Origin of the sequence: Caballeronia cordobensis (assembly GCF_001544575.2) — a bacterium.
GTDB classification, from domain to species: Bacteria; Pseudomonadota; Gammaproteobacteria; order Burkholderiales; family Burkholderiaceae; genus Caballeronia; species Caballeronia cordobensis.
In genome coordinates this window covers 451,181-468,181 of sequence record NZ_FCNY02000003.1, presented here as the reverse complement: position 1 = coordinate 468,181, position 17,001 = coordinate 451,181, and the positions used below count along the sequence as shown (strand labels likewise).

The window sequence follows — 17,001 nt, the reverse complement described above, 5'->3', positions numbered from 1 at the left end:
TGCACAGCCGCCGATGGTTCCGTACAATGAACGCGCTAGCTCGCGCCGACCAAATGCGGTAATCTTTCAAACAAACATTAGATTGTGCAGCGCGCGCCCGGACGGCCGCGAAACCAGGACATCGAAGAGCAGAGACAGACGTGCGAAAGAGAAACGTAAATCCTAGCGCAGATACCCGGGAGGTTCTGCTTCGGCTGGCAGCGCGCTTGTTTGCGACGCAAGGGTATTCGGCCACGACCATGCGGTCCATCGCGGAGCAGGCGAATATCGAGGCTGCGAGTATCTACTATCACTTTTCGTCGAAGGAAGAGCTTGTCGATGTGGTGATGGAGCACGGCGCGGACAGCATCTTTCAGCATATCAACGGGCATTTCGAGGCCTTGCCTCCGAACGCGAACGCCGAAGATCGCTTCAGGGCGGCGCTCGTCGGACAGATGAGCGCGCTGCTGAAGTTCGGCGACTACGCGCTGGCGCATGGCCGCCTGTTGAGCCAGTTGCCCGACGCAGTGCGCGAGCGCCAGATCAAGCGGCGGGAGCGGCATCAGCGTGTCTGGACGACGGTCTTCGACAATCTGCGCAAGGAAGGTTTCTTGCGCGAGGACGTCGATGTCTCGCTGTGCCGTATTGCCGTTCTCGGCTTCATCAATTCCGTTCAGACGTGGTTCGATCCGAAGAAGGGTTCCCTCGACAAGATCGCCGATCAGTTCATCACGATGTTCTTCGAAGGCGTCCAGCCGGCGGCCAAATCGCGGCGCAGCGGCCGCAAGAAGGAGCTGGCCGCTTCATCCTGAACGGCAGGCCGACTTCGTTCGCGCCGCCGCCGTATCTGTCTCAACTCGCCTGCGCCGACCGCTCTTCCGCCAGCAAGCGACGATAATGCGGAAGCGCGCTCAGCAGCAGCCACGCTGCGAGCGCCGCTGCGATTGCGCACACGATAGCGATCGAATGCCCGACCATTTTGGGATCGTGGAACACGCGATCGGTCAGGAGCGCGATCAGCGTGGGGCCGGCGCCAAAGCCGATCAACTGAGCAACAAACGAATAGATCGCGCCGACGGTGCCGCGCATGCGGCTCGGGGCGACGATCTGCAAGGCCGCGCCCATACAGCCGGTGGGCAGGCTGAAGAAGAAGACGGTACCGGCGGCTGCCGCGAGTGCGCCCGTCACGCCCGGCGCGAACGGAATGCTCGCGCAGCAGAGGAGCATCGGGATCATGGACATGGCGGCGGTGCGCAGCGGCGCATCTTCATAGCCGCGCTTTTCGAGCTGACGCGCAATCCACGGTCCGGTCAGCGCGCCCGCGATGCCGAAGCTCACCACCAGTGCGCCGAAACGGAAACCGACGAGCGCCGCGGGTAATCCATGCGTGCGAATCAGATACGTGGGCATCCACGCGGGCATGCCCAGTACAACGATCGCGAGCATGCCGACGCCGAGCAATATCCGCGCATAAAAGCCGCGTCTTTGCCACAGATAGGCGGCGGAGGCGCCCGTGGTGTACTCCCGTTCGTCCTCGCGTTCGCTCATCACGCTGCTGCGCACGGGTTCGCGAACGGTGAGCAGGACCAGTAGTGCAAAGAGCATCCCCGGCAACCCGACGATCACGAAGGCCAGTTGCCAGGTCTGAAACTGCGCAAGGACGGGGAACTGCTCGTGAAACGCGCGCGCGAACTGGATCACGAAGCCGCCTGCGACCAGCGAAAGACCGCCGCCGAGCATGGGGCCGAGAATGAAGATGCTCATCGCGCGAGGAATGCGCGAGGCCGAGAAGCAATCGGCAATCATCGAGAGCGCGAGAGGAAATACGCATGCTTCGCTGGCGCCGACGCCGAGACGCGCGAGGAAGAGTTCCTGATACGTGTCGGCCTTGCCGCACAGTGCGGTGAAGGTGCACCACAGGCAGATGGAAACCAGAAGAAGATTGCGCCGGTTGGTGACATCGACCAGACGGCCGAACAACGGCGAGGCCGCCAGGTACGCGGCAATGAAGGCGAAACCCTGGACGAGGCTGAGTTGCGTGTCGGAGATGGCTAGCGAATGCTTGATCGGCTCGACCAGCAAGTTGAGGATCTGGCGATCGATGTAAGCCAGGGAATACGCGAGCGTGAGTATCGACAGGATGTACCAGGCTCGCCCGCTGTCATGGGCTACCCGATCCCGGGACGGCCGTGTCCGTGCGTGCGCGCTCGTGCCGGCGCCGTCGGACGGCATATCGTTCATGGCGTCTCTCATTTCTTCTCCAGTAGGTTCATTCCAAAATGATCGAATCTGCGTGCCCGTCGCCTTCATGCGAGATGCAGCAACGGACCCGAGTAAACTACCTAATGTTTGGTAGTTTGTGTCGTGTCTGGAGGTTGTTCCATGAGTGTTATCCATGAGCGATGTGGATCGATACATGCGCGAGCACGTGCAGGCTTGCGAAGGAAACACGCGCACGTTTAGAACTTAGGTGTAAACCCCCGATGACAGTTTTTCCTTCTCGCTTCAAACTAACTACCAGTTGTTAGGTAATAGCCTAACGTCGGTTCGATGAAGTCATCAACAGGCTCAGACACTCATGACGACGCAGATGAAACCCATACGCTCCTTTCTCTTTGTGCCGGGCAACAAGCCGACCTGGATCGAGAAGTCGATCCATTCCGGGGCCGATGCATTGATCCTCGATCTGGAGGACAGCGTGCCGCCCGCACAGAAAGCCGAAGCGCGTGAAATCGTCAGATCCAGGCTTGCGTGGCTGGCCGATCAGAAGCAGCGCATCTGGGTGCGCATCAACCGCAGCGCTCATCTGTACGACTTCGACGACATCCTGGCGGTCGTGAGCCCCGTGATCGAGGGCATCGTGATCTCCAAACCTTGCGGTCCTGAAGACATCCACACTGTCTCTTCGATGCTGGCCGAGGCCGAGTACCGCGCGGGCGTCCCGGTAGGTCATACCAGAGTGATTCCGCTGCTGGAGACCGCTCGCTCCTTGCAGCTTGCCTACGAGATTGCCCAGCACGAGCGCGTGCCCGCCATCGTGGGCGCGACGGCCAAGAACGCCGACGTTGCGCGCGCGCTCAAGACCGTCTGGTCGCCAGGCGGCCGCGAAACCCAGTACCTGAAGTCGCGAATCGTCATGGCGGCGCGGGCCGCAGGCAAGCTGCCGATAGGCGGTGTCTGGCAACAGGTGCACGATCTGGAAGGGCTTGAGGCGTCATCGGCCAATGACCGGCAACTGGGCATGAGTGGCGAGCTCGTGCTGCATCCGTCCAACGTCGAGATCGTCAACCGGACATACAGTCCGGACGCCGAAGAGTTGGCCTTCTACAAGGGGATGATCGACGCGCTGGACAAAGCGCAGAACGAGGGCCGTGCCTCATGCATCTACGACGGCGAACACATCGATATTGCGCACGCCAAGACGGCGCGAGAAATCATCGAGTTCGCTCAGTCGTTCAACAGTTGATCGCCCATCAGCACACAAGGGAAGAGAAAATGGCAGGCCTTTATTTCGAAGCGTTCAAACCCGGCATGGTGATCGAGCATGCCATCCGCCGCACCGTCACCGAGACGGACAATATCCTGTTCTCGGCCATGACCTACAACTGCGCGCCGCTGCATATCGACGCGGAATACAGCAAAAACTCCATCTACGGCCAGCGGCTCGTGAACAGCATGTTCCTGCTGGCGCTGGTGGCGGGCATCACCGTGTACGAAACCACGCTGGGCACCACGCTGGGGAACCTGGGATTCGGTGAAATCGCCTTTCCGAAGCCCACGTTCCATGGCGATACCGTGCGCGTCGAGACGGAGATCGTCGAGACGCGTCTGTCGAAGAGCCGGAAGGACTCGGGCATCGTCACCTTCAGGCACGTCGCCAGGAACCAGCGCGACGAGATCGTTTGCACCGCCGTGCGCACGGGGCTGATGATGCTGCAACCGGCCAACGAAGCGTGATTCATATCTGCAGGAAGACTTGACGCCATGGACTATCAACTCACCCCCGATCAGCTTGCCATTGTCGATGCAGCCGAAAAGATCTGCACCGACTTTCCGCTCGAATACTGGCGCAATAAGGACAGGAAACACGAGTTCCCGCATGAGTTCTTCGAGGCCGTCGCCAGCGGCGGCTGGCTCGGCATCTGCATGCCCGAAGACGTGGGCGGCGCGAATCTCGGTGTAACGGAGGCGGCGCTGTTCATGCGCGCGGTCGCCGAGTGCGGCGGGCAGGCGGCGGCTTCAACCATCCACATGAATATCTTTGGCCTGCAGCCGGTCGTGCACTTCGGCACCGAGGCGCAGAAGAAGGCGTGGCTTCCGCCTTTTGCTCGTGGCGAGCACAAGGCGTGTTTCGCGGTGACCGAGCCGGACACGGGCCTCGATACCACCAAGCTGAAGGTGGTCGCGAAGAAGCAGGCCGACGGAAGCTTCCTGCTGTCGGGCAAAAAGGTGTTCATCTCGACCGCGCAGGTGGCCGATCATATGCTGATCCTTGCGCGCACCACGCCGATCGAGGAGGTGAAGAAGCACAGCGAGGGCTTGAGCCTGTTCTACACGAAGCTCGACCGCGACTATGTCGAGATTCGCGAGATCGACAAGCTCGGGCGTGCCGCCGTCGATACGAACGAACTCTTCATCGACAACTTGCCGGTTTCCAGCGATTCGCTGATCGGCGAGGAAGGCAAGGGACTGAGCTACATCTTTCACGGCATGAACGCCGAGCGGGTGCTGGTCGCCGCCGAGCAGATCGGCATCGGCCGCGCCGTGCTCAAGCTGGCGACGCAATACGCGAAGGAGCGCGTGGTGTTCGGCCGTCCGATCGGCAAGAATCAGGGCGTGCAGCATCCGCTGGCGCGCAACTGGGCCGAACTCGAAGCCGCGAACCATATGATGTTCGCCGCCGCGGATCTCTACGACAAGGGACTCTCCTGCGGCTCCGAAGCCAACGCCGCCAAGCTGCTGGCGTCCGAGGCGTGCATGAACGCCTGCCAGACATCGATTCTCACGCATGGCGGCTTCGGCTATGCGAAGGAGTATCACGTGGAGCGCTTCATGCGGGAAGCGTGGATCGGTTACATCGCACCCGTCACGCCGCAGCTCATTCTGTCGAACATCGCAGAGCGTAAGCTTGGCTTGCCGAAGTCGTATTGAGCACGGCAGGCCGGCGCAGGAGGTTCAGGAGACAAGCATGTCCGCTACAAGACCGTTGGAAGGTATTCGCGTTCTCGATCTCACCGTGGCGCTCGCCGGGCCCTATGGTTCCTTGCTGCTGGGCGGGCTGGGTGCGGAAGTCATCCGCATCGAGTCGCCGGGCGGCGGCGATATCGCGCGCAACAACCCGCCGTATGTCGGCAAGGAGGGCGTCCACTTCGGCGTGAGGCGCGAAGACGAGGTGTCGCTGACTATCCTGAACCGCGCGCGCAACAAGAAGAGCATCACGCTCGATCTGAAATCCGCTCAGGGGCGCGCGTTGTTCATGGAGTTGGCCAAGGAATCCGACGTGGTCATCGAGAACGCCAGCGAGGGCGTCATGGCGCGGCTGGGCGTCGACTACGACAGCGTGGCAAAGGCCAACCCGAAGATCATCTATGCGTCGATCAAGGCCTTTGGCGAACCCAGCCCTTACCCCAATCTCAAGGGCATGGACATCATCGTCCAGGCGTTGTCCGGCATCATGGATGTGACCGGCGTCGCCGATGGCCCGCCCACGCGCTGGGGTCTGCCGATTGCCGACCTGGTCGCGCCGCTCTACGCGGTCAACGGCGTTCTCGCCGCGCTGATTCATCGCGGGAAGACAGGCGTGGGGCAACGCGTTCAGGTGTCGATGCTCGACTGCCTGTCGTCGATGGTGGCGGAGGAGCATTTCGACGTATTCGTCGGACATGGCTATCCCAAGCGCTCGGGTAATTTCCATGATCGCCTCGTGCCGTTCGGCGTGTACGGCACGCTCGATGGCCACGTGGCGATGGTCGCCTTCCAGCCCGACTGGTTCCGCAACCTCATGGAAGCGCTGGGCAGGCCCGAGTTGGCCGCGGACCCGCGCTATGCCACGCGGGGTCCGCGCATGAAGCACGCGGCCGAACTCAACGCGATGATCGAGGCGTGGACCACGCAGCGCAGCACGGCGGAAGTCATTCGGGAATTGCAGGAGAAGCGCGGCGTGCCCGCGGCTGCGGTGCGCTCGCCGCTCGATGTGCTGAAGGATCCGGTCTTGCAGGAGCGCGGCGCGGTGGTGAAGCTGGAGCACCCCGGTCTCGCGGAAGTCGATGCCATGGGCATGGGTCTGCCGATCAGGTTTTCGAAGACGCCCGCGCAGTTCGACCAGCCGGCGCAGGAACTCGGCGCATCCAACGACGAGATCTATCGCGGGCTGCTCAAGCTGCCGGACGAGCGGCTGCAACGACTGCGCGACGAAGGAGTGATCTGAACATGTCCGCAGCCTCTTCGCGTCGCGGCCCGCTCGCCGGCGTCAAGGTCGTCGAGATAGCGGGCATCGGTCCGGGGCCGCTGGCCGCGATGTTTCTGGCCGACCTGGGCGCGACCGTCATCCGGGTGGATCGCAAGGAACCTTCGGGTCTGGGCGCGCCGCGTCCGCTGCAGTTCGACCTGGGGCTGCGCAACCGCAAGTCCATCCGCGTCGATCTGAAGGACGCTGACGCCGTCGAGATGGTGATGGAACTCGTTGCAGACGCCGACGCGCTCATCGAGGGCTTTCGTCCCGGCGTGATGGAGCGGCTGGGCCTGGGTCCCGACGTATGTCTCGCGCGCAACCCGCGGCTGGTGTATGGGCGCGTCACGGGCTGGGGGCAAGACGGTCCGTTGTCACAGGTGGCCGGGCACGATCTGAACTACATCGCCATCACCGGTGCCTTGCATGCCATGGGCCGGGCGGGGCAGGCGCCCACGCCGCCGCTGAACGTACTGGGCGACTACGCGGGCGGCTCGCTGTATCTGGCCTTCGGACTGCTGGCGGGCGTTCTGGAAGCACGCGGCTCGGGCAAGGGTCAGGTGGTGGACGCGGCCATGGTGGACGGTGTGGCCTCCATCATGACCGTGACGATGGGCCTGCATGCGGCGGGCATGCTCGGCAAGGCGCGCGGCACCAATCTGCTCGACACCGGCGCGCACTTCTACGAGGTGTATGAGTGCGCCGATGGCAGATATGTGAGCGTGGGCCCTATCGAGAGCAAGTTCTATCGACTGTTGCTCGAAAAGCTCGGGTTGCAGGACCATCCGGTGCTGCAAAAGCAGATGGACCGTGCGCAGTGGCCGGAGGCGAAACAGGTGCTGGCCGCCCGATTCAGGCAACGCACGCGCGATGAATGGACGCAACTGCTCGGTGAATCGGACGTATGTTTCGCCCCCGTGCTCGATTTCGACGAAGCGCCGGACCATCCGCACATCAAGGCGCGCGGCACGTTGATCGACATTGACGGCGTCACGCATCCGGCGCCCGGCCCGCGGTTTTCGCGAACGCCCGCGGCGCGGCCGGACGCGCCGGCTGAATCGACCACCGACAACGCCATTGCCGCGCTGCGGGACTGGCTGCCCGAGGCGCGCGTTCAGGCCTGGCTCGCGCGAGGTGCGTTCATCTGATCGGCCGGCAGGTTGGCCGGACGGCAGTGGCAAGGACTCTACTCATATGACATCGCATACTTTCGATCTCTCCGCGCTCGATCGCCTGACGACCGGTCGTTCCACCTGTCGCGCCTATCAGAACAAGGCGCTGGACGCCGGGCTGATCCGCAGTATCGTTAGCATGGCGAGCCGCTCGGCGTCGTGGTGCAACGTGCAGCCGTGGCAACTGGTCATCACGGAAACGCCGGAGAGCACGGAGCGCTTTCGCAATGCGCTGATGCAGCGCGCTCAGAGCCAGCCGGAACCCGAGTCCGATCTGCCGTTTCCGCCCGGCTACCGGGGCATTTATGGCGATCGCCGGCGCGGTGCGGGGATTGCACTGTATTCGTCGCTGGGTATCGGTCCGAAAGACAATGAGCGCAGCGCCGAGCAGGCATTCCGCAATTACCGCATGTTCGATGCGCCGCACGTGGCGATCGTCACGGCGCCGGCCGAGCTCGGACCGTATGCGCTCGTGGACGCCGGCGGTTTCATCTCCTCGTTCCTGCTGGCGGCCTACGCGCATGGCGTGGCCACCACGCCGCAAGGGGCGCTGGCCCGTCACGCGCATTTCGTGCGCGGCTACTTCGGGATTCCCGATACGCAGCACATGATTTGCGGCATCTCGTTCGGCTATGCGGAGCCGGAGCACCCCGTGAACCGCTTCCGCACCACGCGTGCGGGCGTGGACGATCTGGCGCGCTTCGCCTGAGCGAAGCCAGCGGGCGAGAACGGTTTGACATCGCCCCGGTTTAACCGAGCCAGCGTGCGTCGGGCCAGCGGCCATCGTCGAATGTGGTCCTGACGCAGTCCAGCAGCGCCCCGACGACGCAGCGCACGGGCGCCGTGGCCTGCCGGCTGCTGGGCGCGGCGAGCACGATCGTGCGCTTGAGCCCAGGCGATGCCAACGGAGCCGCAGACAGCAGGCCTCGCTCCACTTCGTCCGTGACCCCGACGGCGGGAAGAATCGTCCATCCGTGACCTTGCGCAACGAGCTCTTTCTGCACGCTCAGCGCATTGGTTTCGGCAAACACGCGCAGCGTCACGCCGGCTTCGGCCGCGGCGTGTTCGATCACCGCGCGCAGACCCTGTGGCGCGGCGGGCAGGATGAACGACTCCCGCGCCACGCGCGACAGCGCCATCGGCCGCTTGCGCGAGAGCTGCGCGGACGGTGCAGCCACCACCCACAGGCTTTCCTCCAGCAAGGCCTTCACATGCAGCGCGGGCGTTTCCTTCTGCCCATAGAGGAGAGCGGCATCGATATCGCCGGCTTCGAGCCAGTCCTGCAAGTGCCCCGCGTACCCGATGGTCAGGCGCAGGCGGATATGCGGATAGCGCCGCGCGACCTCGCCCGCCAGCATGGTGGCGAGAAGATCCGATGTGCTCGCCAGCAGACCGATGCTCACGATGCCCGAGACCGGCCCTTCGGTCGGCTGAATCTCGGCCTTGGCGCGCGCCACTTCATTGAGGATACGGCGCGCGTATTCGAGCATGGTCTTCCCTGAAGCCGTGAGCTGCATGCCGTGGCGGCTACGGTCGAACAGCTCCGTGCCCATGTCTTCCTCCAGCAGCCGCAACTGGCGCGACACGGCGGGCTGCACGAGATTCAGGAGACTGGAAGCGCGCGTGACGTTCCCCGTTTCGGCCACGGTGACGAAGGCGCGCAGTTGCTTGAGGTCCATGGCGAATAGCTCGATACCGAAAAATGATGAATCGATCAGGAAATTCTATTTTTTCAAATATCCATCAAAACTTATGATGGTGCAACCCAAGTCACTTACCGGACCTGATTCATGAGCGCCTCCATTTTTTCTGCCCCCGGCCCGTACCAGGAAATTCGCGATGCCGTGCGCGATCTGTGCAATCAGTTCCCGGCCGAGTACCACCGCAAGATCGACGAGGCGCGCGGCTATCCCGAAGAGTTCGTCAACGCGCTCACCAAAGCCGGCTGGCTGGCGGCACTGATTCCGCAGGACTATGACGGCCCGGGTCTCTCGATGGCCGAAGCCTCGGTCATCATGGAAGAGATCAATCGCTCGGGCGGCAACTCCGGTGCCTGCCACGGACAGATGTACGTGATGAACACCATCGTGTTCAGCGGCACCGAGGCGCAGAAGCAGCGCTATCTGCCGCGCATCGCCGCGGGCGAGTTGCGCGTGCAATCGATGGGCGTCACCGAGCCCACCACGGGCAGCGACACCACGAAGCTCAAGACCACGGCCGTGAAGCGTGACGGGCGCTGGGTCATCAACGGCCAGAAAGTCTGGATCTCGCGCGTGCAGCACAGCGACCTGCTGATCCTGCTCGCGCGCACCACGCCGATCGACCAGGTGCAGAAGAAGAGCGACGGACTCTCGTGTTTCATCGTCGAGCTGAGCAAGGCTATCGGCAATGGCCTCACGGTGCGGCCCATTCTCAACATGGTCAATCATGAGACCAACGAACTCTTCTTCGACAACCTGGAACTGCCCGAGGACGCGCTGCTGGGCACCGAGGGCAAGGGGCTGAAGGTGATCTTCGACGGCCTCAACGCCGAGCGCACGCTGATCGCCGCCGAGTGCATCGGCGATGGTTACTGGTTCCTGGAGAAGGCGCGCGACTATGCCAGCGAGCGCAAGGTATTCGGCCGCCCGATCGGGCAAAACCAGGGCATTCAGTTCCCGCTGGCCGAGTCGTACATCGAACTGGAGGCCGCCAATCTGATGCGCTGGCGCGCCTGCGAAAAAATCGATGCCCGCCAGAATGCGGGCGTGGAGGCCAACATGGCCAAGTATCTGGCGGCCAAGGCCAGCTGGGAAGCGGCCAACGCCTGCCTGCAGACACATGGCGGCTTTGGCTTTGCGTGCGAATACGACGTCGAGCGCAAGTTCCGCGAAACGCGCCTGTATCAGGTCGCGCCCATTTCCACCAACATGATTCTCGGACACGTGGCCGAGCACGTGCTGCAACTGCCCCGTTCCTACTGATCGAATGAAGGATTGCGCATCATGAAGATTTTCGTACCGGTCAAGCGTGTGGTGGACTTCAACGTCAAGGTCCGGGTCAGGAGCGACGGCACGGGCGTGGACCTTGCCAACGTCAAAATGAGCATGAATCCGTTCGACGAAATCGCCGTCGAGGAAGCCGTGCGTCTGAAAGAGGCGGGCGTGGCGACCGAAGTCGTCGCGGTGTCGGTCGGTGTGGCGCAGGCGCAGGAGACGCTGCGCACGGCGCTGGCCATCGGCGCGGATCGCGCGATTCTCGTCGAGGCGGGCGACGGCGTCGAACCGCTCGGCGTGGCGAAGGTGCTCAAGGCACTCGTGGACAAGGAGCAGCCGCAATTGATCATCCTGGGCAAGCAGGCCATCGACGATGATTCGAATCAGACCGGCCAGATGCTCGCGGCGCTGGCCAATCTGCCGCAGGCGACATTTGCGTCGAAAGTCGCGATCAGTGAGGGCAAGGCCACGGTGGCCCGCGAAGTGGACGGCGGTGCGGAAACGCTGTCGCTCACGCTGCCTGCCGTGATCACGACCGATCTGCGCCTGAACGAGCCGCGCTACGTCACGCTGCCGAGCATCATGAAGGCCAAGAAGAAGCCGCTGGAGACGGTCAAGCCCGCGGACCTCGGCGTCGATGTCGCGCCGCGCCTGAAAACCCTGAAGGTCGCCGAGCCCCCGAAGCGCAGCGCGGGCGTGAAAGTGCCGGACGTGAAAGCGCTGGTCGAGAAGTTGAAAACGGAAGCCAAGGTTATCTGATCGGGGGAGATTACGGACATGACGATTCTGGTTATTGCTGAACACGACAATGCGACCGTCAAGGCCGCCACCCTGAACACCGTGGCCGCCGCGCAGAAGATCGGCGGCGACGTGCATGTGCTGATCGCGGGACACGACGCGCAGGGAGCGGCCGACGCCGCGGCGCGGATCGCGGGCGTGGCGAAGGTGCTGCTGGCCGATGCGCCGCAGCTCGCAGCGGGCCTCGCTGAAAACGTCGAGGCGACGGTCCTGGCGCTCGTGCGGAATGCTGCGTCGAACTACTCGCATATCCTCGCGCCGGCCACGGCGGCGGGCAAGAACGTGGCGCCTCGTATCGCGGCGAAGCTGGATGTGGCGCAAATCTCGGACATCACGGCCGTGGCATCGCCGGACACTTTCGAACGTCCGGTCTACGCGGGCAATGCGATTGCAACGGTGCAGTCGGGTGACCCCGTCAAGGTGATCACGGTACGGACCACCGGTTTCGATGCGGTGGCGGCCGAAGGCGGCGGCGCTTCTATCGAGAAGGTGGAAGCGGCGGCGGACAGCGGCCTCTCGCAGTTCGTCAGCCGCGAAGTGACGAAGCTGGACCGTCCGGAACTGACGGGCGCGGCGATCATCGTCTCGGGCGGCCGTGGCCTTGGCAGCGGCGAAAACTACACGAAGGTGCTGGAGCCGCTGGCGGACAAGCTGAACGCGGCGCTCGGCGCCTCGCGTGCCGCGGTCGATGCTGGCTACGTACCGAACGACTATCAGGTCGGTCAGACGGGCAAGATCGTCGCGCCGCAACTGTACGTCGCGGTCGGCATCTCGGGGGCGATCCAGCATCTGGCCGGCATGAAGGACTCGAAGGTGATCGTGGCGATCAACAAGGACCCCGAGGCGCCGATCTTCAGCGTGGCCGACTACGGTCTCGAAGCCGACCTGTTCCAGGCCGTGCCCGAGCTTGCCCAGACCTTGTGATGCATCATACGAACAACGCGATGGAGCGCACGGCCGCATGAATTCCGAATCCCCTGAATCCTTCGATGCCTGGGTCGGCCGCAGCGACGAAAGCGCGGACACGATCACGCCGGCACCCATTCGTCTCATGCAGGCGACGCTCGACTACCCCGATGCCTCGTCGCTGCCCAGGACGCTGCCGCCGCTGTGGCACTGGCTGTACTTCCTGCCGGGCGAGCGCCAGTCCAATATCGGCACGGACGGCCATCCGAGGCGCGGCGGCTTTCTGCCGCCCGTCACGCTGCCGCGGCGCATGTGGGCCGGAGGACGTCTGCAGTTCCTGCGCGCGCTTTCCGTGAGCGCGCCGGTCCGCCGTGTCTCGACGATCAAGCGCATTCAGAGCAAGTCCGGGCGCAGCGGCCATCTGGTGTTCGTAACCGTGCTGCACGAGATTTCCGATGCAGAGGGCGTCGCCATCCGCGAAGAGCAGGACATCGTCTACCGTGACGCACCGGCTCCGGGGGCGGCCGCGCCCGAACCGGCGCCCGCGCCCGTCGACGAGCAATTCGGGCAGACGATCTCGCCCGATCCCGTGCTGCTGATGCGCTACTCGGCGCTGACCTTCAACGGTCACCGCATCCACTACGACCGTCCGTATGCCATCGAGGAGGAGGGCTATCCCGGCCTCGTGGTGCACGGACCGCTGATCGCGACGTTGCTCATGGAAGCGCTGCGCCGCGCGCATCCGGAAAAAGCGATACGCAGCTTCGAATTCAAGGCCGTCAGCCCGGTGTTCGACATCGCGCCGTTCAGCGTCAACGGCAAGCTCGAAGGCGGCACAGCGCGTTTGTGGGCGCGCGGTGCTCAAGGCCAGCTGGCCATGCTGGCCAGCGCGCAAATCGAATAACCGAGACGAGACACGCCATGTCGGAATCCCTCCGCCCAGGGCCGCTCAGCGGCCTGACCGTCATTACGCTGGAACATGCGATCGCCGCGCCGTTCTGCACACGTCAGCTCGCTGATCTGGGCGCGCGCGTCATCAAGGTGGAGCGTCCGGGCACCGGCGATTTCGCGCGTGCCTATGACCATCGCACGCGCGGCCTGGCCTCGCACTTCGTCTGGACGAATCGCTCCAAGGAGAGCCTCACGCTCGACCTGAAGCAGCCCGCCGCGCAAGAAGTGCTGGCCGAACTGATCGCCCAGGCCGACGTCCTGGTGCAGAATCTGGCGCCCGGTGCGGCCGCTCGCATGGGCCTCTCGTGGGACACGCTGCATGCGAAATACCCTCGGCTGATCGTGTGCGACATCTCCGGCTACGGCGATGACGGCCCCTATCGCGACAAGAAGGCCTACGATCTGCTGATCCAGAGCGAGGCGGGGTTTCTCTCCGTCACCGGCACGCCCGACGAGCCCAGCAAGGCCGGCAACTCGATCGCCGATATCGCCGCCGGCATGTACGCCTATACGGGCATTCTGAGCGCGCTGCTGCAACGCAACCTCGCGGGCACCGGCTCGCATGTGGAAGTCTCGATGCTCGAAGCGTTGGGCGAGTGGATGGGCTTTCCCATGTATTACGCCTACGACGGCCAACAGGCGCCGGGGCGCAATGGCGCGGCGCACGCCACGATCTATCCGTACGGCCCGTTCAAGGCGGGCGATGGCAAGGTGGTCATGCTCGGCCTGCAAAACGAGCGCGAGTGGAAAGTCTTTTGCGACATCGTGCTGCAACGCCCTGAACTCGCGGCCGATCCGCGCTTCGACGCCAATGTGCGTCGCGTGGAGAATCGCGCGGTCCTGAAGGAAGTCATCGAAGCGTGCTTTTCAGGCATCACCGCCGAGGACGTGATCGCCCGCCTGGACCAGGCCCGGATCGCGAACGCCGCCGTCAATCAGGTGGGTGATCTGTGGACGCATCCGCAACTGCATGCGCGTCAGCGTTTCCGTTCCATCGATTCGCCAGCGGGCCCATTGCAGGCGCTGCTGCCGCCCGCGACCGTCGATAGCTTCGATGCCCGCATGGATGCGGTGCCCGCGCTGGGCGAGCATAGCGAACAGATACTGCGCGAACTGGGCCGCTCGGACGCCGAGATCCGCCAACTGCAAACCGACGGAGTGATCTGAGACATGGGCGCAACCATCGCATCTGCCGTGCGCCATGCGCGCAGCCTGCTGTTCGTGCCCGCCACCCGGCCCGAGCGCTTTGCCAAGGCGCTCGATTCGGGCGCCGACTGCATCATCGTCGATCTCGAAGACGCCGTGGCCGAGGACAGCAAGGACAGCGCGCGCGCGCATCTCGTGCAGCACCTTCCGCAGCTCGCTCCCGCGCAACTGGCCCGCACCGTGGTACGGGTGAACGCCACAGGCACCCCCTGGCACGATGCCGATATCGCGCTGCTGCGCGACTGGGTCGGGCAGGGCGTGGCCGTCATGCTGCCCAAGTCGGAAGATCCGGTCGCACTGCGAGGCGTAGCGAACGAGCTCGGCGAGGCGGCGTGCGTCGTGGCGCTGATCGAATCGCTACGCGGACTCGATGCCGCCGATGCGCTCGCGCACGAGCCGCACGTCGCGCGTCTCGCCTTCGGTCATCTGGATTTTCAGCTCGATCTCGGCATGCACGCCTCGTCGGAGGAACCGGAACTCGCCTTCGCGCGCAACGCGCTCGTCGCCGCGTCGCGTCGCGCCGGCTTGCCGGCTCCCATCGACGGCGTGACGACCGACACGGGCGACACCGGCCGTCTGACGGCGGATGCCGGGCGTGCACGGGCCTTCGGCTTCGGCGGAAAGCTGTGCATCCATCCGGCTCAGGTAGCCGGCGTGAACGAGGCGCTGGGGTATTCCGAGGCCGAGCGGGCCTGGGCGCAGCGCGTGCTCGAAGAGGCCGCGAAGCGCGGCGGAGAAGCCTTCTCGCTGGACGGACGGATGATCGATTTGCCCGTGATACGCGCAGCAGAAGCGATTGCCGCAGCACGCAACTAAAGTCATAGACCTGGCACGATGAACAGCGAAGAACTTCTAGCGCAGTACGGCCCACGCGAATCCATGGAGTATGACGTCGCGATCGTGGGCGGCGGTCCCGGCGGCCTGGCCACGGCCATCCGCATCAAGCAACTGGCGGCGGAAAAGGGCGGTGATATCTCGGTCGTGGTACTCGAAAAAGGTTCCGAGGCCGGCGCGCACATCCTCTCGGGCGCGATCATGGATCCGCGAGCGCTGAGCGAACTCTTCCCGGACTGGAAAGAGCGGGGCGCGCCGCTGAATCAGCCTGTCACCGACGAGGCCTACGTGTTTCTCGGCCAGAAATCGTCGATGCGCGTGCCCAACATGCTGCTGCCGCCGTTCGCGCACAACCACGGCAACTACATCATCAGCCTGGGCGCGCTGACGAAATGGCTTGCGGAACAGGCCGAGTCGCTCGGCGTGGAAATCTTTCCCGGCTTCGCCGCGGCGGAACTCCTCTACAACGATGACGGCTCCGTCAAGGGCGTGGCAACAGGTGACATGGGCGTTGGCAAGGATGGCGAGCCAACGGAGAACTTTCAGCGCGGCATGGAACTGCACGCGAAGTACACCATCCTTGCCGAAGGCGCGCGCGGACATCTGGGCAGGCAGGCCATCGCGCGCTACGGGCTCGACGCGAGGCGCGACCCGCAGAGCTTCGGCATCGGCATCAAGGAATTGTGGGAAATCGATCCCGGGCGTCATCGGCCTGGCTTCGTCGCGCATACGGCTGGCTGGCCGATGGACAACAAGACCTATGGCGGAGGGTTTCTCTACCATCTGGAAGGCAACAGGATCGCTGTCGGATTCGTCACGGGTCTCGGCTATACGAACCCGTACCTCAGTCCTTTCGAGGAATTCCAGCGCTGGAAAACCCATCCGGACATTCGCCGCTACTTCGAGAACGACAAGGGCGAGATCACGGCGAAGCGTTTGTCGTACGGGGCGCGCGCGATCAACGCCAGCGGCATCAATGCCTTGCCCAGGTTCGTCTTTCCGGGCGGCGCGCTGGTGGGCTGCAACGCGGGCTTTCTCAACGTCAGCCGCATCAAGGGCAGCCACGCCGCCATCAAGACGGGCATGCTGGCGGCCGAAGCCGCCTACTCGGCCGTGGCGGCGGGCCGCCAGCACGACGAGCTTGCGGATTATCCCGAAGCCTTTGGGAAGAGCTGGCTCCATGCGGAACTGAAGAAGGACCGCAACTTCAAGAACTGGTTCAAGTACGGCCTCGTGGCGGGAACGGTGATGAACGGCTTCGAGCAACTCGTGCTGCGCGGCCGTATGCCCTGGACGTTGCGTCGTGACAAGCCCGATCACGCATACCTGAAGAGCGCCAGCGAATGCGAGCCGGTCGTCTATCCCAAGCCGGATGGAAAACTGACTTTCGATCGTCTTTCCAGTGTGTTCATCAGCAATACCAATCATGAGGAAAATCAGCCCGCGCATCTGACGTTGAAAGACGCAGGCGTGCCGGTGAGCGTCAACCTGGCTCGCTACGCGGGTCCCGAGGCGCGCTACTGTCCGGCGGGCGTCTATGAATTCGTCGATGACGAGACGCAGGGCGCCAAGCGGCTGCAGATCAACGCGCAAAACTGCGTGCATTGCAAGACCTGCGACATCAAGGACCCGACGCAGAATATCGTCTGGGTCACGCCGGAGGGCGGTGGCGGACCCAACTACTCGGGGATGTAGATCGGGGCCGCCCTGCTTGGCCCTGTGCAGAGCAACG

Annotated in this window: 16 protein-coding genes; 14 read left to right on the top strand and 2 right to left on the bottom strand. The window is 63.9% G+C overall.

The genetic code is table 11. The features are described 5' to 3' along the window. Positions 1-185: 185 nt before the first annotated feature. Positions 186-791, top strand: a complete 606-nt coding sequence (locus AWB70_RS08570) for a TetR/AcrR family transcriptional regulator (RefSeq protein WP_087086251.1) — start codon at positions 186-188, stop codon at positions 789-791. 40 nt (positions 792-831) lie between these two features. Here the strand turns inward: AWB70_RS08570 and AWB70_RS08565 are convergent, their stop codons facing one another. After that, a complete protein-coding gene (locus tag AWB70_RS08565) occupies positions 832-2,220 on the bottom strand; it encodes a spinster family MFS transporter (protein WP_235024170.1) in 1,389 nt (462 codons plus the stop codon). Between the two features lie 337 nt (positions 2,221-2,557). Between AWB70_RS08565 and AWB70_RS08560 the strand changes: the two genes are divergently transcribed. The 6 genes from AWB70_RS08560 to AWB70_RS08535 are packed head-to-tail and all read left to right on the top strand — an operon-like array spanning position 2,558 to position 8,308. Then, entirely contained in the window at positions 2,558-3,445 is an 888-nt protein-coding gene (locus AWB70_RS08560) for an HpcH/HpaI aldolase/citrate lyase family protein (RefSeq protein ID WP_053571390.1), read from the top strand. A 29-nt stretch (positions 3,446-3,474) separates the two neighbouring features. Beyond that, positions 3,475-3,936: a MaoC family dehydratase gene (locus AWB70_RS08555; protein WP_053571389.1), complete on the top strand. Its 462-nt coding sequence runs from the start codon at positions 3,475-3,477 to the stop codon at positions 3,934-3,936. A gap of 27 nt (positions 3,937-3,963) precedes the next feature. Continuing rightward, the gene (locus AWB70_RS08550; RefSeq protein ID WP_053571388.1) at positions 3,964-5,130 is read left to right on the top strand and encodes an acyl-CoA dehydrogenase family protein; all 1,167 of its coding nucleotides are present in this window, start codon (positions 3,964-3,966) and stop codon (positions 5,128-5,130) included. Between the two features lie 37 nt (positions 5,131-5,167). Beyond that, complete coding sequence (locus AWB70_RS08545) at positions 5,168-6,406, top strand: CaiB/BaiF CoA transferase family protein (protein WP_053571387.1); 1,239 nt, start codon at positions 5,168-5,170, stop codon at positions 6,404-6,406. Positions 6,407-6,408: 2 nt separating this feature from the next. Further along, the gene (locus AWB70_RS08540; RefSeq protein WP_053571386.1) at positions 6,409-7,575 is read left to right on the top strand and encodes a CaiB/BaiF CoA transferase family protein; all 1,167 of its coding nucleotides are present in this window, start codon (positions 6,409-6,411) and stop codon (positions 7,573-7,575) included. Positions 7,576-7,621: 46 nt separating this feature from the next. After that, complete coding sequence (locus AWB70_RS08535) at positions 7,622-8,308, top strand: nitroreductase family protein (RefSeq protein WP_053571385.1); 687 nt, start codon at positions 7,622-7,624, stop codon at positions 8,306-8,308. A 40-nt stretch (positions 8,309-8,348) separates the two neighbouring features. On the opposite strand, the gene AWB70_RS08530 is transcribed toward AWB70_RS08535, so the two are convergent. Continuing rightward, positions 8,349-9,278, bottom strand: coding sequence for a LysR substrate-binding domain-containing protein (locus AWB70_RS08530; RefSeq protein WP_053571384.1), 930 nt, complete (start codon positions 9,276-9,278; stop codon positions 8,349-8,351). Between the two features lie 111 nt (positions 9,279-9,389). On the opposite strand from AWB70_RS08530, the gene AWB70_RS08525 reads away from it, so the two are divergent. Genes AWB70_RS08525 through AWB70_RS08495 form a run of 7 tightly spaced genes read left to right on the top strand, consistent with a single transcriptional unit; the run spans position 9,390 to position 16,964 of the window. Beyond that, on the top strand, positions 9,390-10,562 hold the full coding sequence (locus tag AWB70_RS08525; protein ID WP_014252382.1) for an acyl-CoA dehydrogenase family protein: 1,173 nt from the start codon (positions 9,390-9,392) through the stop codon (positions 10,560-10,562). A 21-nt stretch (positions 10,563-10,583) separates the two neighbouring features. Then, on the top strand, positions 10,584-11,333 hold the full coding sequence (locus tag AWB70_RS08520) for an electron transfer flavoprotein subunit beta/FixA family protein (protein WP_053572081.1): 750 nt from the start codon (positions 10,584-10,586) through the stop codon (positions 11,331-11,333). Between the two features lie 18 nt (positions 11,334-11,351). Next, positions 11,352-12,296 (top strand): electron transfer flavoprotein subunit alpha/FixB family protein, encoded by a 945-nt coding sequence (locus AWB70_RS08515; protein ID WP_053571383.1) that lies wholly within the window; start codon positions 11,352-11,354, stop codon positions 12,294-12,296. 37 nt (positions 12,297-12,333) lie between these two features. Beyond that, positions 12,334-13,182, top strand: a complete 849-nt coding sequence (locus AWB70_RS08510; RefSeq protein WP_053571382.1) for an HTD2 family dehydratase — start codon at positions 12,334-12,336, stop codon at positions 13,180-13,182. Between the two features lie 17 nt (positions 13,183-13,199). Next, the gene (locus tag AWB70_RS08505) at positions 13,200-14,396 is read left to right on the top strand and encodes a CaiB/BaiF CoA transferase family protein (protein ID WP_053571381.1); all 1,197 of its coding nucleotides are present in this window, start codon (positions 13,200-13,202) and stop codon (positions 14,394-14,396) included. A 3-nt stretch (positions 14,397-14,399) separates the two neighbouring features. Then, complete coding sequence (locus tag AWB70_RS08500; protein ID WP_053571380.1) at positions 14,400-15,251, top strand: HpcH/HpaI aldolase/citrate lyase family protein; 852 nt, start codon at positions 14,400-14,402, stop codon at positions 15,249-15,251. Positions 15,252-15,269: 18 nt separating this feature from the next. Then, on the top strand, positions 15,270-16,964 hold the full coding sequence (locus AWB70_RS08495; protein WP_053571379.1) for an electron transfer flavoprotein-ubiquinone oxidoreductase: 1,695 nt from the start codon (positions 15,270-15,272) through the stop codon (positions 16,962-16,964). The last annotated feature ends 37 nt before the right edge of the window (positions 16,965-17,001 follow it).